This is a genomic window from Flavobacterium collinsii (genome assembly GCF_902804485.1).
Taxonomy (GTDB): domain Bacteria; phylum Bacteroidota; class Bacteroidia; order Flavobacteriales; family Flavobacteriaceae; genus Flavobacterium; species Flavobacterium collinsii.
Map to the genome: position 1 here is coordinate 1 of NZ_CADCST010000113.1, position 23,479 is coordinate 23,479.

23 protein-coding genes and 1 riboswitch are annotated in these 23,479 nt (G+C 35.3%); of the genes, 6 read left to right on the forward strand and 17 right to left on the reverse strand.

Annotated elements, in window-relative coordinates; genetic code table 11:
* Positions 1–170: 170 nt before the first annotated feature.
* From FLA105534_RS18410 to FLA105534_RS18425, 4 genes are read right to left on the reverse strand one after another with little or no spacing between them, the layout of a single operon-like run.
* Positions 171–710 (reverse strand): DUF4252 domain-containing protein, encoded by a 540-nt coding sequence (locus FLA105534_RS18410; RefSeq protein WP_173967557.1) that lies wholly within the window; start codon positions 708–710, stop codon positions 171–173.
* 1 nt (position 711) lies between these two features.
* Entirely contained in the window at positions 712–1,239 is a 528-nt protein-coding gene (locus FLA105534_RS18415) for a DUF4252 domain-containing protein (RefSeq protein ID WP_173967558.1), read from the reverse strand.
* Between the two features lie 16 nt (positions 1,240–1,255).
* Complete coding sequence (locus tag FLA105534_RS18420; protein ID WP_173967559.1) at positions 1,256–1,714, reverse strand: hypothetical protein; 459 nt, start codon at positions 1,712–1,714, stop codon at positions 1,256–1,258.
* Complete coding sequence (locus tag FLA105534_RS18425) at positions 1,701–2,210, reverse strand: RNA polymerase sigma factor (protein ID WP_173967560.1); 510 nt, start codon at positions 2,208–2,210, stop codon at positions 1,701–1,703. The genes FLA105534_RS18420 and FLA105534_RS18425 overlap by 14 nt, the downstream gene beginning before the upstream one ends.
* Before the next feature lie 160 nt (positions 2,211–2,370).
* On the opposite strand from FLA105534_RS18425, the gene FLA105534_RS18430 reads away from it, so the two are divergent.
* Positions 2,371–3,843: a S41 family peptidase gene (locus FLA105534_RS18430; protein WP_173967561.1), complete on the forward strand. Its 1,473-nt coding sequence runs from the start codon at positions 2,371–2,373 to the stop codon at positions 3,841–3,843.
* A gap of 63 nt (positions 3,844–3,906) precedes the next feature.
* Here FLA105534_RS18430 and FLA105534_RS18435 read toward each other — a convergent pair whose 3' ends face one another.
* The 8 genes from FLA105534_RS18435 to FLA105534_RS18470 all read right to left on the reverse strand — a co-directional run bounded on the left by FLA105534_RS18435 (position 3,907) and on the right by FLA105534_RS18470 (position 11,636).
* Positions 3,907–4,965: a YncE family protein gene (locus tag FLA105534_RS18435; RefSeq protein ID WP_173967562.1), complete on the reverse strand. Its 1,059-nt coding sequence runs from the start codon at positions 4,963–4,965 to the stop codon at positions 3,907–3,909.
* A gap of 4 nt (positions 4,966–4,969) precedes the next feature.
* Complete coding sequence (locus FLA105534_RS18440; protein WP_173967563.1) at positions 4,970–6,823, reverse strand: TonB-dependent receptor plug domain-containing protein; 1,854 nt, start codon at positions 6,821–6,823, stop codon at positions 4,970–4,972.
* 27 nt (positions 6,824–6,850) lie between these two features.
* Positions 6,851–7,053: riboswitch (cobalamin riboswitch) on the reverse strand.
* 67 nt (positions 7,054–7,120) lie between these two features.
* Positions 7,121–7,657, reverse strand: coding sequence for an alpha-ribazole phosphatase (cobC, locus tag FLA105534_RS18445; protein ID WP_173967564.1), 537 nt, complete (start codon positions 7,655–7,657; stop codon positions 7,121–7,123).
* Complete coding sequence (locus tag FLA105534_RS18450) at positions 7,642–8,427, reverse strand: adenosylcobinamide-GDP ribazoletransferase (protein ID WP_173967565.1); 786 nt, start codon at positions 8,425–8,427, stop codon at positions 7,642–7,644. The genes cobC and FLA105534_RS18450 overlap by 16 nt, the downstream gene beginning before the upstream one ends.
* A 76-nt stretch (positions 8,428–8,503) precedes the next feature.
* Positions 8,504–10,183, reverse strand: a complete 1,680-nt coding sequence (gene cobT / locus FLA105534_RS18455; RefSeq protein ID WP_173967566.1) for a nicotinate-nucleotide--dimethylbenzimidazole phosphoribosyltransferase — start codon at positions 10,181–10,183, stop codon at positions 8,504–8,506.
* 141 nt (positions 10,184–10,324) lie between these two features.
* On the reverse strand, positions 10,325–10,834 hold the full coding sequence (cobU, locus tag FLA105534_RS18460; RefSeq protein ID WP_173967567.1) for a bifunctional adenosylcobinamide kinase/adenosylcobinamide-phosphate guanylyltransferase: 510 nt from the start codon (positions 10,832–10,834) through the stop codon (positions 10,325–10,327).
* Positions 10,835–10,868: 34 nt separating this feature from the next.
* Entirely contained in the window at positions 10,869–11,243 is a 375-nt protein-coding gene (locus tag FLA105534_RS18465) for a four helix bundle protein (protein ID WP_173967568.1), read from the reverse strand.
* 30 nt (positions 11,244–11,273) lie between these two features.
* Complete coding sequence (locus FLA105534_RS18470) at positions 11,274–11,636, reverse strand: DUF5522 domain-containing protein (protein WP_173967569.1); 363 nt, start codon at positions 11,634–11,636, stop codon at positions 11,274–11,276.
* 179 nt (positions 11,637–11,815) lie between these two features.
* On the opposite strand from FLA105534_RS18470, the gene FLA105534_RS18475 reads away from it, so the two are divergent.
* From FLA105534_RS18475 to FLA105534_RS18490, 4 genes are all read left to right on the forward strand, one after another.
* Positions 11,816–12,958, forward strand: coding sequence for an ABC transporter substrate-binding protein (locus FLA105534_RS18475; protein WP_173967570.1), 1,143 nt, complete (start codon positions 11,816–11,818; stop codon positions 12,956–12,958).
* Between the two features lie 5 nt (positions 12,959–12,963).
* Entirely contained in the window at positions 12,964–13,992 is a 1,029-nt protein-coding gene (locus tag FLA105534_RS18480; protein WP_394368052.1) for an iron ABC transporter permease, read from the forward strand.
* A 160-nt stretch (positions 13,993–14,152) separates the two neighbouring features.
* Positions 14,153–14,566 carry a GxxExxY protein gene (locus FLA105534_RS18485; protein ID WP_173967571.1) on the forward strand — a complete coding sequence of 138 codons (414 nt, stop codon included), beginning with the start codon at positions 14,153–14,155 and terminating at the stop codon, positions 14,564–14,566.
* 96 nt (positions 14,567–14,662) lie between these two features.
* Entirely contained in the window at positions 14,663–15,439 is a 777-nt protein-coding gene (locus FLA105534_RS18490) for an ABC transporter ATP-binding protein (protein WP_173967572.1), read from the forward strand.
* Between the two features lie 61 nt (positions 15,440–15,500).
* Here FLA105534_RS18490 and FLA105534_RS18495 read toward each other — a convergent pair whose 3' ends face one another.
* Together FLA105534_RS18495 and FLA105534_RS18500 are read right to left on the reverse strand one after the other, a co-directional pair.
* Positions 15,501–15,959: a tRNA (cytidine(34)-2'-O)-methyltransferase gene (locus FLA105534_RS18495; protein WP_173967573.1), complete on the reverse strand. Its 459-nt coding sequence runs from the start codon at positions 15,957–15,959 to the stop codon at positions 15,501–15,503.
* 95 nt (positions 15,960–16,054) lie between these two features.
* Positions 16,055–16,642, reverse strand: coding sequence for a pseudouridine synthase (locus FLA105534_RS18500; protein ID WP_173967574.1), 588 nt, complete (start codon positions 16,640–16,642; stop codon positions 16,055–16,057).
* Between the two features lie 334 nt (positions 16,643–16,976).
* On the opposite strand from FLA105534_RS18500, the gene FLA105534_RS18505 reads away from it, so the two are divergent.
* Complete coding sequence (locus FLA105534_RS18505; RefSeq protein WP_173967575.1) at positions 16,977–20,396, forward strand: T9SS-dependent choice-of-anchor J family protein; 3,420 nt, start codon at positions 16,977–16,979, stop codon at positions 20,394–20,396.
* A gap of 120 nt (positions 20,397–20,516) precedes the next feature.
* Here the strand turns inward: FLA105534_RS18505 and FLA105534_RS18510 are convergent, their stop codons facing one another.
* Genes FLA105534_RS18510 through FLA105534_RS18520 form a run of 3 tightly spaced genes read right to left on the reverse strand, consistent with a single transcriptional unit; the run spans position 20,517 to position 23,431 of the window.
* Positions 20,517–21,038 carry a MepB family protein gene (locus tag FLA105534_RS18510; protein WP_173967576.1) on the reverse strand — a complete coding sequence of 174 codons (522 nt, stop codon included), beginning with the start codon at positions 21,036–21,038 and terminating at the stop codon, positions 20,517–20,519.
* A 51-nt stretch (positions 21,039–21,089) separates the two neighbouring features.
* Complete coding sequence (locus FLA105534_RS18515; protein ID WP_173967577.1) at positions 21,090–22,883, reverse strand: hypothetical protein; 1,794 nt, start codon at positions 22,881–22,883, stop codon at positions 21,090–21,092.
* Positions 22,880–23,431, reverse strand: a complete 552-nt coding sequence (locus tag FLA105534_RS18520) for an RNA polymerase sigma factor (RefSeq protein WP_173967578.1) — start codon at positions 23,429–23,431, stop codon at positions 22,880–22,882. The genes FLA105534_RS18515 and FLA105534_RS18520 overlap by 4 nt, the downstream gene beginning before the upstream one ends.
* Between the last annotated feature and the right edge of the window lie 48 nt (positions 23,432–23,479).

Here is a 23,479-nt window from a genome sequence, read left to right on the forward strand (position 1 = left end):
ATTAATTAAAGAATCTGTAGAATGTTATAATCAAAAAAGACCACATTTAAGCTTGAAAATGAAAACACCTAATTTTGTATATCAAAAAACCAGCAAAGAGAACTTTACTGGTTTTAATTAATATTGTAAAACTTGTCAACCTATTTTAGGACGACTCAATAAGTAAGATGTTATGGTTTCATCAATTGTTGTAAAGGCTTTAATTGTTCCATGTCAATTTTTGATTCTTTCAAAACCGACATCAGGGTCATGATATTGTTAGGATTCATGTTTTTGCCTAGTACGCGCACCACTACAAAACCACTTTCTTTTTTGTTAGCAAAAACTACAAACTCTTCGATATTGTCGTCAGGTCCCACATAGCTTATGGAGGCTCCGTCTTTACCTGAACCAACTTTCATTAATTCCTGGTATTTTGGATTTTTCAGGATCTCTTTTAGTTTGCTGCGTTCTGTTTCAAATTGTGCCTGATTTTTAGGTGTCTCTTTAAAAGCCAGGATGTTCATTTTGTCGAATGATTTTAGAGCTTCATTTTGTTCTGCAGATAATTTTGTTTTTTCCACATTTAAGATTGTTGACGAAATATCAAGTGCGATAAAATCTTTATTGTCTGTGTTTTCAACAAAATACTTCTGCAATGAAGGAGTAGAATTACAACTTACTAAAGTTAATAAAACTAAAAGGGCTGAGGTAATAACGTTTGCTTTCATCTTATTTTTTGCTTTTAGAAGCTTTTTTTAAGTCAGAGCCACCTGGAAGCTGCATCTTGTCTGTAAGTACTGAGATTTCGTTTAAGTCAAAATTACCTGTCAGGGAAAGTAAAACGCTTTCATTGCTTTTTGCGCCGTCAACAAACATCAGTAATTCTTTAATTTGTGTATCGCTTGCACCAGATTTTACCATTATACGTACATTTTTTCCGCTGTCGTTTACTTTCATAAGTTCTTCTAATCCGGCTGTTTTGATGTATTTATCAGCAGAAGCTTTCATATCGGCTTCGATTTTTGGATTTTTGGTTGTAAACACCTTTAAGTAATCTAGCTTTTTAATTAAGTTAATGTATTGTTGGGTTTCTTTATCTGAAGCGTCAACTTTTACCTTGCTCATTAAATCGAACATTTTTTTGTTTACGATTACTGAGGTTACGTCGTCCTGACCATCAAATTTGTCAAATGCTCCCTGAGCATAAAAAGTGTGGCTAACGAATGCTAAAACTAGTGTTATGATGAAATTTTTCATTTTGATTGAGATTTAATTACTGTTTAAAAATTTTGTTTTTTGATTGTTCGTATTCTTTAATGTACTGTACACTTTCAATACCTACATTAACATTGTTTGATAATAAAGCCAAAGCTTTTTGCGTTGCGGCAAGTGCTTCTTCCGGATTATCGTAGGTTCCTAATTCTGTTTGCGCTGTAACTGGAGTTACATCTTTTTCGCTCACATAAAAATAGGTTCCAACTCCTAGTAAAACAACAGCTGAAGCTGCAATCGATAACCACGCTACTTTTCGTTTTTTAGTTTCTAGTGGTATTGTCTGCGTCGATTTCTGTTCTTTTACCTGAGAGAAATAACCAAACATAGGTTTGTATTGTTCCAAATGCTGCGCAACATCCGGTGAAGAAAAATATTCTTTTAATTGATTTTCTTCGGCAATAGTTGTTTCTCCCTCAAAGTATTTTTCTAATACATCTTCTATTTTATTGTATCCCATAACTGTGTGTATTAACCATTGATTCTCTTATTTTTTTTCTCGCTCTTGAAAGGGCTACTCTGATAGCTGTTTCGTTCATATTGACAATTTTCGCAATTTCGTCAAATTCATATTGTTCAACATCCCGTAACTGAATTAATATTTGTAATTGCTCGGGTAATTGACTTATAATTTTTTCAACCCATTCTAAACTATTCGAATCTTCCAGTTTCTTATCCAATTGTGGTTCCCGGTCGGTATAGTTATTGTGGACAATTTTAAGATTTCCGGCTCTTTTTGATTTTAACTGATCCAGACAATAATTTTTGGTCATTGTCATTGCAATAGCTTCAACGCTATTGTAAGTATCCAGAGTATCTTTTTTGTTCCATAACTTTACCATTACTTCCTGAGTTGCATCTTCAGCTTCTTCGGTACTGGTTAATAATCTTTTTGCCAGACGAAAAACTTTGTCTTTAAAAGGATTTATTAATTCTATAAACACATTCTGATTCATAAAATTTGTTGGTTATTCGTTAGCTTATATAGTGAAGACGAGACACTATTATTTTTGTTACACGGTGTATTCAATTTTTTTTACAATAAAAAACAATAAAATTCTTAGAGTTAAAACTAAAGATAGTATTTTTACGTTACTAGTACATAGATACCACTATATGAAAACAATATTAAGAAGCGTACTGTTATTATTTTTGCTTGCTTTTTCTTTACAATCTTGTGAAGATCAGGATGATGTGGCGGCTCCAGCCTCGTTGCAGGTAAATGATTTTGTTTGGAAAGGCCTGAATCAGTTTTACTTATGGCAAGCTGATGTTCCTAATTTGGCAGATGACCGTTTTAGTAATCAGGAAGCATTAAATGCATTTTTGAGAGGATATTCTAAACCGCAGGATTTATTTCAGGATTTATTGAATAAACCAATAAGCAAATTCCCAAAAGGTCAGGCAATTGATCGTTTTAGCTGGATTGTAGACGATTATACTGTTTTAGAACAGGAACTTCAGGGAACTTCAAAAAATGCCGGTGTGGATTTCAGACTTAGTTACAAACCCGGAAGTACTACTGATTTAGTGGGTTATGTACGTTATATCATCCCAAATTCTGACGCTTCTAAAAAAGATATAAAAAGAGGTGATCTCTTTACGGGAATTAATGGAACGTCTTTGACGGTTTCAAATTATCAGTCGCTCTTGGCAGCTGATAGTTATACATTGAATATGGCTACTTTTAACGGTACCGGTTTTGATAGCAATGGAAAAACAGTTGCATTAGTAAAAACAACTTTAGATGAAAACCCTGTTTTTATAAATAAAGTGATTACATCCGGAAGCCGAAAAATAGGTTATTTAATGTACAATGGTTTTTATGCCAATTATGATGCACAGCTTAATGCAGCTTTTGGAGAACTAAAAGCACAAGGTATTACAGATCTTGTTTTAGATTTAAGATACAACGGAGGAGGCTCGATACAAACGGCAACACGTTTGGCAAGTATGATTACGGGACAGTTTACCAATAAGGTTTTTTCGAAAGAAAGATGGAATGCTAAAATTAATGAGTTTTATGAAAGCGAAGACCCTGAGTCATTGCTTAATAAATTTGTAGATAAAATTGATGGAACTGCGATTAATAGTTTGAACCTGACCAAAGTTTATATTATCACAACAAGTGGTACGGCTTCTGCAAGTGAATTGGTGATCAATGGGTTAGTGCCTTATATTTCAGTAATTCAGGTAGGAGAGACTACTGTTGGGAAAAACGTAGGATCGGTGACCTTATACGATTCTCCAACTTTTGGAAAAACAAACCGAAACCCAAATCACAAGTATGCGATGCAGCCTTTGGTGTTGAAAATTGTGAATGCTGCTGATTTTGGAGAGTACACAGACGGTTTAAAACCAACGTATGAAAAACTGGAGCGTATTACTAATTTAGGAGTTTTAGGAGATCCTACAGAGCCATTGTTGAGTGTAGCAGTATCACAAATAACAGGAGTAAGTGCGAAAAAAACAGGCGAGGACAGTGGGGTAACTTTGAAAGGCTTTACAGATGCTAAAGCAATGGACGGAATTAAAAATCAAATGTATCTTGAAAAAGCTCCCGAAGGACTTTTACGAGCATTGAAATAAAAAAAAGGCTTTCAGAAATGAAAGCCTTTTTTTTTGGTCAAAAACCAAAACTAATTCTAAAAATTAATCGTTGAAGTAGAAACCGTTTGGTCCAACACCAACTGTTAATTCTTTTTGTAATGTTCCACTTAAGTTGTAGATGTAAGCTTTACTGTTTGATTTAAAATCACCTCCGTCAGCAATAAAAATTCTGTCATCTTTTACAGTAAAACCATACATTTTTCCGTAATCAGAAGTTGAAGTATATTGGAAAATTGGAGTAGTTGAAGCCGTAGTTGCAGTATAATCTATTGCATAAACTGCCGTATTTAAGGTGTAGTATATTTTGTTGTTGTAAATGTCTAAGTTTTTAACGCCGTCAAGTGACTCCGGGAAAGTGATTTTAGTGATAGAGTTATCTGATAATTTTACTTTTACAATTTCGCTTCTTTCTCCATAAGAACTTCTGATTGCATATAAAATACCATCTTTCTCTTCCATAGTATCTGCTCCAAAACCAATAGTTAATGAAGTTTCCAATTTGTTTGTAGCCGGATTAACCACAAGTAATTTGTCACTATTGTAAGGTTCTGTTACATAAAGCTTGTTGTTGTGAAGCTCGATATGGTTTGCAGTTGTATTTAACGGTATTGTTGTTTCTACTTTGTTGGTAGCTAAGTTAATTACAGCGATAAAATCATCGGTGTTACCAGCCGGGTTTGTTTTAGACCAATACGTATTAGCATTCGTTACATAAGCCTTACCGTCTTTTACAACACCGTATCTTGGTGCGTTTAAACCAGTTTCAACTTTAGCTAATAGTTTAAAGCTATAACGGTCTACTACATTAATAACATTTGAACCACCGGCAATAATATAGGCCTTGTCTCCGTCAAAAAAGATGTTTTGAAGAAATTTTCCAACAAAATCAGTAGTGTTTACCGTTTTGTAAACATCTTTATTGAAAGTGTTTAAATCGTCAGAGATGAAAGAAACAGAACCACCATCAGTAGAATTTCCTTCATTTAAGATGAAAATTCCATTATCATAAACTCCTTTAGGATTGTCGGAGTCGTCGTCATTAGAACAAGAAACAAAAAGCGATACGCTTAATGCTAATAAAAATAATCTAGTCAGTTTCATTATATTAAAATTTAAGGTTTAAGTACAGGTTGTAATTTCTTCCCGGCATTGGTCGGTGTTCCAGACTTTGATAAAATGCATTCCATACATTCAGCACCTGAATACCTACCCTGAAAGATGATAAAAATTTAAAATCGTAATCTAGGCCAACGTTTGAAACTGTATAAGCCGATACGATTTTTTCGGGATCGTTGTCTGCCTGTGTGTATACAAAGCCATTATAGAGAAATTGATAATGGGCTGAAATATTGTTTCTGGAGTAGGCAACGGCAGCAGTAACTTTATGAAAAGGGACAAAAAACAATTGTTTTTTGGTTTCGACATTTTCTGAAACTGTATAAGCATAAGTCGCATTAGCAGTCAGGTTGTTTTTGCCAAAACTCTTTTTCCAGCTCAATAAGGTTTCGGCCCCATAACTGTTCACTTTGTCTGTGTTTTGCGGCCTCCAGATACCATTATTTCCGGGAACCCATTGCAACAGATCTTTTATTTTGATGTAATAAAAAGTCTGAGTCAAAGAAAAGTTCTGAACGGTAAAAATATTTCCAATTTCCGCCTGATAAGAACTCTCCGGTTTTAAATCACGATTTCCGCCTTCTTCCCAATACAAATCATTAAAAGTTGGAATTCTGAAATTTCGGGATACATTCAATTTCAAATTATACAGTTTCCCAAACTGATAAGAAAAACCCGCTGAGAATAATACAGGAGATTTATAATTGTCTGTAAACTCTTTGCGAACCCCAAATTCGTTTTTCCAATTAGGGGAAGCATCTTGTTTTATAAGTAAAGCTGCCGAACTTATTTCTCTCACATTATCTCCAAAACCACTTCCGTATCCTTTGGTTCGGTTGTAGTCCAGAATACCATTTAGTTGTATGGATTTTAATAATTGATAGCCCAAATCAGCTTTTGTAGTTAAACTTTCGGTTTTTCCGTAGGTATAAATATTGCTCGAATTATCGGCATAATATTTATAGTTTTCGAAAATGTAGGCCGTTTTAAAATTGGTTTTGAATCTGCCAAAATCGCCGTCGTATTCTAATAAGTTTCGATTAAAACCATTGACATATTTGCTTTTCGTTTCAGATTCGGAAACCAGTGAAGTATTTCGGTCTGTGTTAGAAGTTTGGGTATATAATTTTAAACTGTTTTTAGCATCAATTTTATAACCTGCATTTGCATTTAGCGATATAACATCGTATTCACCGTTTTGATTCCAGCGCTGTTCGCCTTTCCAGTTGTATTGATTGAGATATTTGTAATCGTTTGTCGAACTGTTTTTAGAGAAACCAATCTGAGCGCTCCATTTTTCGTTTGAAATATTGGTTTTGTAATTAATTCCAATCGTATTAAAACTTCCGTAATCCAGTTTTAAAGTATTCTCAAATCGATTATAAAAGGCCAGATCGTTATTTAGATGCACCGTTCCTCCAACCGCTCCACTGCCGTAAATAACACTTCCTCCTCCTGCTTTTACGCTGATCGAATTATAATCGGAGCCGGGAATGGTATTAAAATCGGTACTTCCATTCATTTGAGAGTTAATGTTGATTCCGTTCCAGATTACTGCTGTTTGCGATGAGGTCGTACCTCTGAATGCTACGGTAGAAAGCATTCCACGACCGTATTCTTTAAAATAAATAGTCGAATTAAAGTTTAACAAATCAGTCAGTAAAGCCTCATTCTTGCCAATAACAGAATCGTTTAGTTTTAAAACCGATTGCGAACTGGAGTATTTTTTAAGATTGGCGTCGGAAACGACAACATTTTTAAGTTTGGTAATAGAATCACTTTGCGCCGAGATAATCTGACACAAGCACAATAAGTAAAAGACAAAAAGTTTTTTTAAAGCCATAATTTCTACACTCTTTTTCCCGAGAGCTCGATATTGGTTACAAAGGCAGGTCTCCTGGCTTGCGTCTTGTTGTTTACCTTCCCATTCGCCAGAGCGAGCAGTGGTTTTGTAGTTAACAACAAACATTCTTTTCAGAACAAAGCTTACAGTTGCGGGTACAGCTCAAGATTTATTACTTGATTCCCTTTTAATGTGTATGAATGAACACAACCTTAATTTTGTGCAAAGATAAAGTTAAAATTATTGAATTTTCAAATTTGTTTTAGTTTTTAGAAGGAATTCTAAACAAATCGCAATTTAATACTCTATTTTAATAACCTGTCCGAAGGCTACTTTGTTGTTAAAGGCATCTTTCAGAGGCAATGCAGACTGATGGCATAAAATACTTCTGATTACACCCGCATGAGAGACAATTACTACAGGAGTGTTTTTAGGGTTTAAAATGTGCTCGTTTAAAAAGGCACCCACCCTTTCATGAAGTGCTGTAAACGATTCGCCGTTGGGTACCTGCGTGGTGACAAAATCTTCCATCCAGGGATTAAGCTGCTCTGAAGGAATAGCCTCCCAGTTTTTCAGTTCCCAGTCGCCAAAATTCATTTCCATCAAACGGCCGTCTGTAACCATGGAAATGGGGTTTGTTTTATGCTGAATGTATTCTGTCAGCGTGACACAGCGTTTTAATGGACTTGAAAAGAGTAGGGCTTCTGAGGGTAATTGCGAAACAATTTCATCAAAAACAGTTTCAAACGGAACTGCCAAATCTACATCAGACTGACCGTAGCAGATTCCTTTTTCGCAAGTGGTTTCGGTATGACGAACTAGATAAACCTCCATATCAAAAGAATACTTAAATAGTAGATTACTTCACAAACCTGTTGCGTTGCTCCCAGACAGTCACCGGTATAACCATCAATCCATTTTTGGAAATAACGGGCTAAGAAGTAACGCATAATAAATACCGGAATTATAGCTAAAAGGAATTTATACTCAAAATAAGAAAACACCAGTAAAGGAATCAACCCGAAGAAAAAGGAACCTGTAATTTCTTTCCAACTGTGTTTTTTGGCTATTGGCTTACTTTTACTGCTAGCATCATCACGAGAATATTCATGGGTAAAAATGATAGATATTGCTGCCAAACGGCTTAAAGAATGAGCAGAAATAAACAAAAGAAAAATTAGAAAAATGTTATTAGTGAAAAGGGAAACGGATTCAGCAAGTAATTTGAATTTCAGTAAAAAAAGCAGCACCAAACCAATTGCTCCGTAGGCGCCTATCGCGCTGTCTTTCATAATGAGCAGGATTTTTTCTTTGGTCCATCCGCCTCCAAAACCATCACAAACATCGGCAAAACCATCTTCATGGAAAGCTCCGGTTGTTAGTATCGATGCGATTATAGCTAAAAGAACAGCGGTTTCTGTAGATAGAAAAAGTGAAGAAAGGTAAAAGGTCAGGAAAGAAATGCTTCCAACAATCCAGCCAATAAAAGGAAAGTAGCGTGTAGCCTTGTTTAAATAATCCGGATCGTGATTGATGTTTTTAGGACATGGGATTCTGGTATAAAACATTAAGCAGGTAAAGAAAATATGAAGTTCTTTTTTCATTTAAGATAATTGATTAGGACAAAATTAAAGGATAAAACTGTAAGCTGTAAACTGAGACTGAGACCGAGACTGAAAACTATTTCCTGCTAACTCCTGCGCTTTCAAAACTGGCCATTTCATTCAGAAAAACTTCAGCCGATTTGATAATAGGAAAAGCAATCGCGCAGCCTGTACCTTCGCCTAAACGCAAATCCAGATTTAAAATTGGTTTCGCGTCTAAATAATTCAATAATTTCTGATGTGCTTTTTCGGCGGAGCAATGACAGAAAACAGCATTTTTATGAATGTTGGGATTTATTTTTGAAGCAACCAAAAAGGCTGTACTACAAATAAAGCCATCGACCAGAATGAGCATATTGTTCTCAAAAGCGGTTAACATTCCACTGGCAATTTGCATGATTTCAAAACCGCCAAAATAAGCCAGTTGTTGGTTTAATTCTGCAGGGCCTGTATAATTTTCAATGGCTTTTCGCAGTAAGTTTTGCTTTTGAAGTAATTTTTCATCTTCAACACCCGTTCCTTTTCCTACACATTCTTCGATAGAGAATCCGGTTAGAAGGCTCATTAATACCGAGGCAGTAGAGGTGTTTCCGATTCCCATTTCTCCAAAGCCAATACAATTGGAGCCTTTTCTCGCAAGGTCTTCCACAATCGATTTTCCTTTTTCGAAACACAATTGTAATTCTGCTTCACTCATTGCCGGAATGTGTAAAAAGGATTGGGTTCCTTTGGCTATTTTGGCATTGATTAGATTGGCATTTGTTGGAAAATCATAATTCACACCGGCATCGACGATTGATAACTGAATATCATTTTGCTTGCAGAAAACATTAATGGCAGCCCCTCCTTCCAGAAAATTATTGACCATCTGTCTTGTAACATCTTGCGGATAGGCGCTGACACCATGATTGGCAATGCCGTGATCGGCAGCAAAAACAACAATGGAAGGATTTGTAATTTTAGGGTTTAAAGTTTCAAAAACAGTCGCCATCTGAAAAGCAAGAGTCTCAAGAGTTCCTAAAGCACCAATGGGTTTGGTTTTAGAATCTATTTTCTCCTGTAGCAGCGTACTGAAATTACTAATTGTACTGTTTTCTTCTTTAGATTTTAAAGGAAAATCCGATACCTGATTTTGAATGATGTTTTTAATCTCTTTACAATCAGGAGCCTCTGATTTTTGTTTCCAGTGTAATTGCTGTAACATGGGTTGATTATCATAATTTGTAGCAGGTTTTCCGATACAGAAATAACCCAGTGGCTCTATATTTTCAGGTAAATCGAGAATTTTCTTAAACTGATAATAATTCAAAATAGACACCCAGCCCATTCCGTAACCTTGTTCTGTTAGGGAGAGCCAAATGTTTTGTGCCGCACAAACTGAACTAAATTTTACTGCTTCGTTGCTGCCCACTGTTCCAATTGTAAAATGGTTTAAGACCGATCTGTCGTAGGCGATGATGAGTCCGATAGGTGCTTCTTCAATTGCTTCTAGTTTTAAGGACTTATAATGTTCTTTTTGTTCAGGGTTGTCGGTAAGCTCTTCAGCTTTTTTGTTGTACTCTAAAAAAAGTTCTTTGATGGCGCTTTTGACTTCGACCGATTTGATAAGATAATATCGGGTTGCATCAGTTAATCCAACAGATGGAGCCCAGTGCCCGGCTTGTAATGCTTTTTGAATCACTTCGTCAGGGACCTCATCATTTGTAAAGTGGCGGGTATCACGACGTGATTTTAATATATCGTCTAAATGGCTCATAATTTTTAAATTCCAATTTTTTAAATTCCAATTTCTAAATCGATTGTAAAAATCAATTCAAATAAGAATTTTAAAGTTTAAGTAAAGATAAAGTATAGTGTTGGAATTTGGAATTTAAAAATTTGGAATTTATTTTCATCCCTATCCTTTTATCTTAACAGGAATTCCGGAAACCATTAGGACTACTTCATCTGCATTTGAGGCAATAAACTGATTCATCCAGCCTTGTAATTCGGTAAATTTTCTCCCAATGTGAGTCTCGGCATGAACACCCATTCCAATTTCGTTGGTTACAATAATTAATGTAGCATTTTCCTGCTGGGCTATCGACAGAAATTCTTTTTTTGCTTCCTCTAAACTTAGGGATACATCATTTTTGTGGTCGATAAAAAAGTTCGTCAGCCAAAGGGTTACACAATCTATTAAAGCCACTTTTTCAGAAAAGTCAATTTCACTTAAGTATTTCTCTTTTTCAATATTGGTCCAGCGTTCGTCACGTTCCTGTTGGTGCCTGTCGATTCTGTTTTGAAAATCGTCGTCCCATTTTCTGGCTGTCGCTACATATATAGGTGCGTTTGAAAGTTGTAAGGCCAGATTTTGGGCGTAACTGCTTTTTCCTGATCGTTCGCCGCCGGTAATTAGGTAGATCATTTTAATTGTTGATTGTTAATTGTTAATTGTTAATTTAAAGAAGAGGCTGTTTAGGAGGAATTTGACTTTTGGTCGTTTTGATAATACTCGTTATTAATTTTAATATTGAAATGGCGTCATTATTAATAGTCGCAAATTCTTTTTCATTTAAGTAATTGGTTGCTTTTAGTAATTCTAACCAATAAACAGCTTCATTGGCTTCTTTTTGGGCAATTGCAAATTTATGAATAAAATCATTTTTGCTTTCGGCATGTTCCGCTTCCCTTATTATAGCACCTATACTTGTTCCAGATCGCAGAAGCTGTTTAGAAAGGACAAATTCTTTTTTCTCTACAGATAGGTACTGATATAATTTAACTATTCGAATCGCAAAATCAAAACTTTTATCTTTGATTATATTCTCTTTCATAATTCACAATTTATAATCAACAATTCACAATTAATAAGGGCAATGTCGGCAATCGTTTCCACAGCAGCTTCCTCTTTTTAAGTGAAACCACGATTTATAAACATAATTTCCGTTTTCGATATAATAGTCAATGCCCTCAATTAGTTTCTCTTGTTTGGGTAAAGATATTGCTTTATTTTTAAGTGCTTTTTGAGGGGTAAGAGTTTCTACATAGGCATCAATTTTATCTTCACAGGCTTCTTTAAAGCAAACGGGACAAAGACAGTCTCCACCAGACGAAAGATTAAAAATAGGGGGGAAATCATTACACCAACACTTGATTTCATTTGAAGTATCTCCACAGCTGAAAGAAGATTCACAGCTTGAGCAGACTTTTGTTTTTATGGGATTCATGGAGGGAAAATGAGGTTTATTTGGTTTTGTAAGAATAAAAGTAAACAAAAAATTTAGAAATTGCGTTACCTTTGTCAGTAATGAAATTGTAAAATTTAAAAGGAATACGATTCAAATTACATGCCATAAAAGTAGAAGAATGAAGCCGGATTTCCTTGAAAAAATAATAGAACCTATATATGAGACATTTACTACCTAAATTGATTTTTATTTTACCTTTTTTTCTTTTTGTCGGATGTAAAAAAAATGAAACTCCTGAAATTGTAAAAACTGAAATTGCAAAAAATAGTATCGAGTATGCCTCCGGACTTTCGATCGTAAAGCACGAAGGATATTCAGTAGTAACCGTTTCAGATCCGTGGCCGGATGCACATGCAAAGTTTACTTATGTTTTGAAAGAAAAAGAAGCAAAAGTACCAGACAGTTTACAAAAGTATACGACAATCAAAGTTCCTTTAGAGTCCATCGTAGTAACTTCAACCACTAATATTCCGTTTTTGGAAATGCTGGAAGTTGAAAATAAATTGGTAGGTTTCCCGCATACCGATTACGTTTCTTCTGAAAAAACAAGAGCTTTAATAGATAAGGGTGCGGTTAAAAATGTTGGTCAGAACGAGAAACTGAATGTCGAACAATTAATAGAATTATCTCCAGACTTAATAGTAACTTTTGGAGTAGACAATAACAATTCGATGCTTGATAATTTGAAAAAGAGCGGTTTAAATGTTTTGATTCAGGCCGACTGGATGGAGCAATCTCCTCTTGGAAAAGCAGAATGGATTAAGCTTTACGGGGCCTTATTTGGTAAAGAAGAACAGGCAAAGGAATTGTTTGATAAGATTGTGCTGAGTTATGAGCAGGCTAAAAAATTAGTAGCAGGTAAAACGGCGACTTCAAGTGTTTTATACGGTACTATGTACCAAGATGTTTGGTATGTAGCCAAAGGAAACAGCTGGGTAGCACAGTTTATGAAAGATGCGCAGGCCAATTATTTATGGGCCGATTTAAAAGGTACGGGAAGTGAAGGTTTGTCGTTCGAGAAAGTATTAGTGAAAGCAAAAGCAGCTAATTTCTGGATTGCTTCGGGCTCCTTTAAGAGTCTGGACGAATTCGGAAAAATTAATCCGCATTACACGGAGTTTGATTCTTTTAAATCTAAAAATGTTTATACGTTTGAAGGTAAATCCGGAGCGACGGGAGGAACGGTTTATTATGAGCTGGCTCCAAGCCGTCCTGATTTAGTGCTAAAAGATTATATCAAGATTTTTCATCCGGAGTTGCTACCAAGTTATGAATTTACTTTTGCTTCTAAATTAAACTAAGTTCATTGATTCATAAAAAACGAAATATAATACTGTTTTCAGTACTCGGTCTGGTGCTGTTGTTTATGTTTTTCTTAGACATTAGTCTGGGGTCAGTCACCATTCCTTTTAAGGAAGTGTATAATAGTCTGACCGGAAACCACGCCAGTAAATCGACCTGGGAATACATTATTGTTAACTATCGCCTGCCTAAAGCAATTACAGCTGTTTTGGTTGGAGTGGGATTGTCTGTAAGCGGTTTGCTGATGCAGACGCTGTTTCGAAATCCGTTGGCAGGACCCGATGTTCTTGGACTAAGTTCGGGAGCAATTCTGGCGGTCGCGATTGTAATTCTGGGTGCAGGTTTTCTACCCTCATTTTTAAATTCGATTTTATTATCACCATACGGAATCGTACTGGCTTCTACCACAGGGAGTATTTTAGTTTTAATGCTGGTTTTGCTAGTAGCGCAGCGTTTACGGAATACGATGGCAATTTTGATTGTCGGATTAATGTTTGGGAGTTTTACCAGCGCTATTGTTGGAGTTTTGACCTATTTTAGTTCGGCCGAACAATTGCAAAAATTTACTTTTTGGTCCTTGGGAAGTCTTGGGAATCTTTCCTGGACCTCGATTTCGATTTTGGCAGTTTGTGTTGCTTTCGGACTGTTTTTGAGTGCAGGAAGTATCAAACCGCTAAATGCATTGCTTTTAGGTGAAAATTACGCAAAAAGTATGGGACTAAATTACAAAAGGGCACGACTGGTGATTATTTTTGCGACAAGTATCCTGGCTGGAAGCGTTACGGCTTTTGCGGGGCCGATTGCTTTTATAGGTCTGGCGGTGCCACACATTGCAAAGCTGACTTTTCAGACTAGTAATCATGCTGTTTTATATTGGAGTACTTTTTTTTACGGAGGAATAATCATGTTGTTTTGCGATATGGCCTCACAATTACCGGGATTAGATACCACCTTGCCAATTAATGCAATTACGTCTATAATTGGTGCGCCAATTGTCGTCTGGTTACTCATGCGAAAAAGTAATTTTCAGTAAATAAATTAGCCACAGATTCAACGGATTCAACGGATTTTTACAGATTAATTTTAAAAATTAAAAACTGCGAGAAATAAATTTAAAGTAAAAACTTACAATTAAATCGTATATTAGTTTTTTAACACATAGAAACATAGTTTTTATTTCAATTAAAAAATTAATGATTACGCAAAAGTATTTAGACGAATTGACTTATGAAGTTGTTGGAGCTTCGATAGAAGTTCATAAAACAGTAGGGAAAGGGTTACTTGAAAATGTCTATCATCAATGTCTGAAAGAAGAACTTTCACAAAGAAAATTAAATTTTTTCACAGAGATGAAAGTACCAATATTATATAAAGGAAAAGAATTGATTACGGATTTTAGATGTGATTTGTTTGTTGAAAATTGCTTGGTTGTAGAATTGAAAACAGTAACTGAAATTAATTCAATACATCAAGCTCAGCTTTTAACTTATATGAAACTCCTGCAAGCGCCAAAAGGTATTATAATTAACTTTAATTGTTTTAATATTTTTAAAGAAGGACAAAAAACACTTGTAAATGAGTATTTCAAATTGTTGCCAAAGGTTTGATATACTAGCTATGTTATAATTTACATGTAAATTTTAAAACAATCTTTGAGAGGAAAGAAAAAACTATGTTTCTATGTGTTTAAAAAATATACAATAATGAGTATTATCTTGAAGGCCACAAACCTAGGCATCGGCTACAAGTCCAAGAAAGGAGTTGTGACCATTGCTGAAAATTTAAATCTGAGTTTAAGTTCGGGGAAACTTATTTCGCTAATTGGAGCAAACGGAATTGGGAAATCGACTTTGCTTCGTACGATTACCGGAATTCAGCAACCGTTGACAGGACATGTTTTTTTAAATGATAAAAATATAAACACCTATAAACCTTTAGCATTAGCACAAAATTTAAGTTTAGTTTTAACGGAGAAACTACCACCCAGTAATCTGTCTGTTTTCGAATTAGTGGCTTTGGGGCGTCAGCCGTACACCAATTGGATTGGTACTTTAAGTCAAACCGATATCGAGAAAGTTCAGGAAGCTTTGGAGTTAACTCAAATAGAACATCTGGCTCAGAAAAAACATTTCGAAATTAGCGACGGACAATTGCAGAAGGTTTTAATCGCAAGAGCACTTGCACAGGATACGCCACTGATTATTCTGGATGAACCTACGACACATCTCGATTTACTGCACAAAGTTTCGTTGTTTAAATTGCTCAAAAAACTAACCGAGGAAACTCAAAAATGCATCCTGTTTTCGACCCATGATATCGATTTGGCGATTCAGTTAAGCGATGAAATGATCATTATGACTTCTGAATTAGTGGTACAGGACGAGCCTTGCAACTTAATTTCGAAAGGAAGTTTTGCAACCTTATTTAAGGATGAACATATTGTTTTTGATGCCGAAAAAGGAAAGTTTGTGATTACTTAGAAAATTTGATGGAGTTCTTTACCAATCTCAAAAAAAGATAAAATGTCGAAAGAGTAAACGATTAAATATTCTTTAATCCAATTTGTCTTTTTGCTTCGCCAACCACAAAAGCCACAGAATTGGCAATGTTAAAACTTCGGATTAATTTTGACATTGGGATAGTCAGGTGATTCTCAAAACGTACTAAGACCTCTTTGCTCAAGCCAACACTCTCTTTACCAAATACCAACCAGTCTCCATCCTGAAAGTCAGTTTCCAAATATGATTTTTCGGCATGAGAACTCATCAGAAAAACTCTTGACTGATCGGGAATCTGCTTAATCCACTCCTCAATATTTTGGTATTCTGTAACCTCAAGATGTACCCAGTAATCCAATCCAGAACGTTTTAGGTTTTTATCGTTAATCACAAATCCGAAAGGGTGAATTAAATGTAATTTACTTTCTGTACCAACGCACAAACGTCCAATGTTTCCGGTATTATTAGGGATTTCAGGTTCTACGAGGACTATGTTTAGCATTTTTTTTGAGTTATGGGTTATGAATTATGAGGTGTGAAATTCGAGATGTGAAATGGGTATGTGTGTTTTAGAACTAAAATAATATAATAATTTTCTCATTTACAAATAGTCACATTATCTAAATTAAAATCAGTTACTTCGAGGACATCTCCTGCCTTTAAGTTTTGCAAATATACATTTCCTATGCGAACACGAACCAATCTTAAAGTTGGAAATCCAACAGCTGCCGTCATTTTTCTAACCTGACGAAATTTGCCTTCATTTATGGTAATCGAAGCCCAGGAAGTTGGACCATGACGCTCGTCTCTTATTTTTTTTGCTCTTGGGCCAAAATCAGGAATTTCGGCAACGATAAAAGCTGAGCAGGGTTTGGTTTTGTACTTGCCACCATCAAAACCAATTTCAACGCCTCTTTGTAATTCCTCAATAGCTTCAGGAGTGATCACTCCATCGACCTGAACGTAATATTCTTTATCTACTTTTTTGCTTCTCACCAGTTCGCTTACTTTTCCGTCTGTTGTCAGTAAAAGTAACCCTTCAGAGTCTTCGTCAAGTCTGCCGATTGCCATAGTGCCTTCGGGAAAATTGTATAACTCGCCCAATAGCTTTTTTTTTCTTTTTAATTCGTATATAAATTGACTCAGATAGCCATAAGGTTTAAAAAGAAGGAAATGTTGGTGCATGCTGTATTTTTTGACTGCAAAGATAACGTTGTTTCATAAAGGACATAAACTTCGGCTGTAATTATTCGGAGCTGGCATTTTTCCTTTTTTCGATGCGGAATTTTAAGTAAGAAATACTTGAATAAAAAGCAAAACCGTGTTAATTCGTACAAAAAATAAATATCTTGTAAAGTCGCGCCAAATCTAAGAATAATGGAAAGAACTGACGTGAAATTTGATTTTTGCTTGAAAATTTTCACAAAAGCGTGATACGATAAGTTTAAGTTTTCACAATATTCTGTTAACTTTAAAGAATATAAATTTGATTTCTAAAAACTCTATTTTTAAATTACTTATGAAAAAACTTTACTTTTCTCGCCAGCTTCTGGCTTTTTTATGTTTTTCGGGTTGCTTTTCTGGAGCCGTTTTAGCTCAAACTATGCCTCCAGTGCAGTCCATTCCGTATAAACAAAATTTTGATGGGTTACCGGCAGCTGCCGACACTTATGTTGATATTCCTGGTTTTCAGGGTTGGACAGCTAATGGTGCAAATCAAAATACTGCTGTCTGGAGTACAGGACTAACTGGAGATAGGGCATTTGTAAAAAATAGTAATTCTAATGTCAATTCGGGAGGTATTCATAATTATGACGATAAAATCGGGTTTTTGAATTCAACATCCGGAGATTTTGCAATTGGTTTTGCATTTTCAAGTTTGGGGAGCCAAACAGTTAACGTATATTACGATGCGATGATTATTCGTAATTTATATGATGGAGGAAGTAACAATCGTTTGCAAGAAATGGCATTACAGTATCGTGTCGGAACTACCGGTGCTTTTACAACTTTATCACCTGCATATTCAAACAACAGTACAACCTTGCAGACTACAGCAGCAGTTATAACTCCATTAGACTTAAGAACAACACGTATTAAAGTAACATTACCTGCGAATTGTGATAATCAGCAAATAGTTCAAATACGATGGATTGCCCGGCTGATTTCCGGATCTGTAGGTTCACGTCAATCTTTTGCAATAGATAATATCGATATTAATGCGGATCACATTGCACCGGTAAACGCAGATGGATTTCCGAAGGCAACAAATATTTCAGCAACTAATTTTGATTTCTCAGATAAGTTAGATGAAATAGGAAAAACTTATTATGTATTGCTTCCTGGCGGAAGTACTGCTCCAACTGCAGCTCAGGTAAAATTGGGACTTGATGCTAGTGGTATTGCAGCTCTGCAGTCAGGATCTTTAAATATTGTTGATAAAACCCTGGCTTATACTAAAAACTTTACAGGTTTATCAGCTGCGACGGCATATTCCGTATTCTCGGTTTCTGAAGATGCTTACGAAAATATTCAAAGTACAGTAACTAAAGTAGATGTAACAACAACGGCAGTTGCATTACCAGAGATTACAACAACGGTTAGTGCACTTGATTTAGGTACTTCTGAGACAAACTTTGAATCAGGTTCTAAAAGTTATCAAATTCAGGCAAGTGATCTGAAAGGCAATTTAGTGTTAAGTGTTACCCCAAATTTTTCAATTTCAAAAGATAATATAACATTTGGTTCAACACTAACATATACCACAGCTGACTTTGCATCAAATGCGTCGAAGACGGTTTATGTAAGGTTTAATCCAAGTTTATTAAGTGCATATACTGGTCAAATTACACATGAATCTACCGATGCTGTTGCGAAACATATATCACTGGCAGGAAGAGGAATTAACCCGTATATTCAAAATTTTGATGATCCTAATGTTTTATCTAACAGCGGATGGACGCAATACAATTTGGAAGGAGCTGCCAATAAATGGACTTATACTAATGCTGCCAGAAATATAAATTCTGGAACGGGAGCAGTTCTTATGAATGGATTTTCGGATAGTGGAGCAAGTAAAGATTGGTTGATTTCTCCAAAATTGCGTTTAGATACATTTGACAAGTTACCATTATTGTCTTTTTATTCTCGTAAGTTTTATGCGGGACCTGGCTTAAAATTAATGGTTTCTACAAATTACGACGGTGTTAGCAGTCCGGAAACAGCGACTTGGACAGAAATTGATGGAAGTTTTCCAACTACCACAGGAACTTACACGGCTTCTCAATATATAGAATTAACAGCTTATAAAACAAATAGTACTTATCTGGCGTGGGTTTACGAAACGACAGCGGGAGGATCTAACAATGCTTCAGAGTGGTCATTTGATGATTATGCAATCGCAAATGAAACGGGTTATGTAGCTTCAAATCCGGTTTTAGATTTTGGGACTGTAGATCAAAATACGGTTTCGACATCACAATCTTTTGCTTTTAAAGCTAAAGGATATGGAGACGTTACAATTAAGGCACCGGTTGGTTATCAAATATCTTTGGATAATACTTTATTCCAAAATAGTTTTACATTGTCAGAGACAGATGCTTTGGCAGGAAAAACACTTTATGCGAGATTCATACCTACTACAAAAGAATTTAAAATTGCCGGCACATTAACAGTAACAGGAACTTTGTTAAACAAACAAATTGGCTCTTTAACAGGATCTTCTCTTCCAAAAGCAGAAACTTACGATGTAGTGACTTATAATTTGGAGTTTTTTGGTGCTCCAACTTCGGCTTACGGACCAACTAATAAAACGTTGCAATTGGAAAATGTAGCAAAAGTTATGAATAAACTTGATGCAGATGTATATGTAGTTCAGGAAGTTTCGAGCGATGCTCAGATCGATGCTTTAATTCAGAAAATAAGTGTGAATGGAAAAACATTCGATAAAAGTATTTCTACGTCATGGTCATATTCATGGGATCCGAATTCAGATCCAAGTTTTCCTCCGCAAAAATTAGTCGTAATTTATAATACACAAACTACCTCAGTTAAGAAGACACGTGTTATGTTTAAGAAATTTTATGATGAATTACGCGCGGGTACCAAAACTTTGAATAATTATCCCGGAGGATCCAGCAGCAGTTTTTTCTCATCTGGTCGTCTGCCATATATGGTTACAATTGAAACAAACTTAAATGGAATTAAAAAAGAAATTAACCTGGTAGATCTTCATGCACGTGCTAATAGTGGTTCGGACATTTCTCGTTATAACATGCGTAAATATGATGCGCAGGTGTTGAAAGATAGTTTAGATGTTCAATACCCAAATTCTAATATAATGATTTTAGGAGATTATAATGACGATGTAAGTAAATCAGTTATTACACCAAATCCATCTTCTTACGAAAGTTTTGTTACAGATACAGCCAATTATAAAGCATTGACTTTAGAAATCAGTCAGGCTGGGGCATTTAGTTTTTTAAGTTCAGGCGGATTTTTAGATCATATTATGATTTCTAATGAGTTAACGGATCAATATATTTCAGGTTCTACTGCAGTATATGATCCTCGAAATGATATTGCAAGTTACACCACCACAACTTCAGACCACGGTCCGGTAATTGCCCGTTTTCAATTGAACTCTTCAAATCTGTCAACAATCGATTTTGAAACTAAAAATGGTTATGCGGTTCAAGCTTATCCGAATCCAACTACCGATGTGGTGAATGTGATCGTAAAAACCAATACAGATAAAAAATTGAAATTGAAATTCTACGATGTATCAGGTCATTTAATTGGAAATCCTGTTGAAATAAATGCGACTCAGGATTTAAACACAACAGCCGTTCCGGTAAGTTACCTGCAATCGGGGATCTACTTTTACACACTAACCGAAAACAATAAAATAGTTTACAAAGGCAAGATCATTAAGAAGTAAAATGTGAAATGTGAAATGTGAAAAGGAAAGTGATTTGTACTTTCTTTGAAACAGTTTACCAATAGCTTTCAGTAAAAAAGAAAAAGCAGTCCAAAATAAAATTTGGGCTGCTTTTTTTATTTAAAACAATGTTTTGAATGCTGTCAGGTTTGTATTGGGGGTGATGGCGTGAAAATAATTCAGTTGCCATTGCTGTGTTTTCTGGGCCTGTTTGCTTGTGGTTTCATCCCAGGGCGGATATACTCTGGTGGCTCTTTTGCCTTCTTTTGTTAGAGTCGTAAAAATCCCTTTTTCTAATAAAACAGCTTTCGGAAAAACAAATTGTCCAAATAAATCATCCTTTCTAACACTTACAATCACAAAGTCAATAGCGTCTGAGAAATCAAAAGGTTCAATAATACCTGTTGTATTGCGTTTCCATAACGTTACAAATTGTCCCGTTTTCGTAGGCGTAATTTTGGCTGTTCTGTAACAGATTTGTTTTTGATTTAACTGAAAACGATAAGCATCATACTCTTGGCTTTCGGCTTCTGGTTGAGGTTGCGTTACATCAAAATTACAAGAGTCATAAAGTGTTTCTTTGGCGATAATAAGATCTCCGGGTAGTAATTTTAGATCAGTCCAATTGTTTTTGATTGTCATTTTATCGTTTTTTTCTAAATAATTTTTGGTGAAATTACCACAAAAAGAACTTTAAAAAGAAACATTTAATCCAAAATTCAATCCCCATTGAAACTGATTAAAAGATTGACTGTTTAACGGATTAATGTAATAATTCATCGCAGGTTCGACAAAAACGCTTGTTTTTTTGTAAACACGATATTGTAGGGTACTGCTTAAAGTAGAACCGTAGATATAATCGTTGGCGTTGACGTTTTTTCCGATTGAATTACCATTTAAGGCCATATTATTTGAAATCAGCTTGCCTACAAAACCACCTGTATTCAGATTGATAGTGGTCTTATTTTTACTAAAAACAGAGTAGGAAACTTCCAAAGGCATTTCGATGTATCGTAAACTTTGGTCTAAGTTTCCGCTTTCAATCGTATTGCTTTCGATATTATTTTGCTTCAATGCATTTGTAGTTGTCTTAGAAACAAATATGTAGCCTGTATTGGTGCTGATTTGAGGCGATGCCGCAACTACTGTTGCATTTTGATTGAAATAGTCATTAGAAGTCATAAAAGTATTAGGAGGCCCATTGCTGATATAGGATACATCGGCAACGCTTTGTCCTAATTCGTTAATTTTAAAACCTGAACCTACAGCCCATTTTTTATTAATTTTATATTTCGTTTTAACTCCGTAGGTGTTGCCTTGTTTAGAATCGTTTACATTGCCCAGCGTTTTGTCGTTTTTGTAATTTTCTGAACTGGCTACTCCGGCAAAGACTTCCACAGCCCATTTTTCTCCTTTCGGAATAGTCGTTTTTTCTTCTTTTTCTTTTTTGTTTTCCGGACTAATAATGCCTTTTTCTAAATTATGAAGTTCTGCGAGCTGAACGGAATCCTGCTTGCTTAAAACAGCGGTAAATTTTGAATTGTTTTTCGAATTGCCCGTTAGTTCTCTGCCAGTGATTGCATTTTCATTTGAAGTTTTGGGATTATTATTTGACAATGAGCCTGGGGTATTTAAAGCAATGCCAAAGTTATTTTTAGAACCCGGCTGTTCTTCAAAAACAGAACCGGACACCTGATTTTTTACATTTGAATTGAATGGATTTGTTTTTCCGGCGTTAAAAGTTTTTTCGGCTAAAATTTGATTAGCCGCTTTTTTATCAGCACTTAGAAGCTGATTTTTTGAATTTGGATTGAACCCGTTGGTTTTGCCGTAAACATAAGTCTTCTCCCCTAAATTTTGATGAGTAGCTTTTCTTTCCGTGTTTAAAAATTGATTTTTTGAAACGGAATTAAACGCATTCGACTGATTGGATTGGTAGGTATTTGTTTTTGCTGAAACAATTGCTTTTTCGGCTGTAGTCTGATTTTCTTTTCTTTTTGTAACGGTTGAATTTGGAACAGTATTTTCTGAATTAGTTTTGTTTGATGCGTCAGCCTGAGCAACTGCCGTTTTTTGATTTTGATTTTTTATAGAAAGACCGGCTGGATCGGTATTGTTTTTTAGCGAAGGATTGTCAACAGTACCGTTTGATTTTTGCTGCGTAGTACTTACGGCAGCTCCATTGTCTTTATTTTGAATTGCAGGATTTGAATTTGTATTGTTTTTTTTCTCATCGAGAACAATACCATTGTTTTCGACAGAACCATTTTTTATTGTTTTGATTTCTGAAGTAGAATTAAAATGTAAAACAGAAGGAAGCATCAAGCCTAGTAATAAGCATGCAGCAGCTGACCACCAAAGAATCGCTTTCTTTTTCTTTTTTGGCTGGTCTAATTTTTCTTCAATCTGACTCCATAATTCAGGAGGTGGAACACTTGAAAAGTTTTCCATCGATGAAAAAATATCTTCTATATTTTGCTTTTTCATGCTATTTTAAAATTTTTTATGCTCATTATTTTTTTTTGCAAAATGTGCTTTGCCCGATTTAAATTTGATTTTGATGTTCCTTCAGAGATTTTTAAAAGTTCGGCTATTTCTTTATGCTTTAGTTTTTCAAAAACATACAGGTTGAAAACGGTACGGTACTGATCGGGTAAATCCCGAATGTATTCCAGCAGTTTTTCCTGTTCGACCGGAGCAATATCTAATTCCTCTTCTTCAACAAAATCGGTATCCGGATCAAAAACATCCAAAAAGAAACTTTCTTTTTTCTTCTTGTTCAGGGTTTCAATCAGCTTATTAATGAAAATACGTTTTAGCCAGCCTTCAAAACTTCCTTCAAATTTATATTGGCCGATTTTTTGAAATACTATGACAAAAGCTTCCTGAAATACATCTTTGGCATCGTCTTCATTTTTCATATACTTTAGGCAAATACCATATAAAACAGGAGAGAACAACTGATAGATTTTCAGTTGTCCCTCTCTGTCATTTTTGATGCACAGCCGTATGTATTTTTCTAAATCGTCTTTCAAAAAAGTGGTTTATTTGGTTTTGCAAAAATAGTTTTTATAAGCTTATAA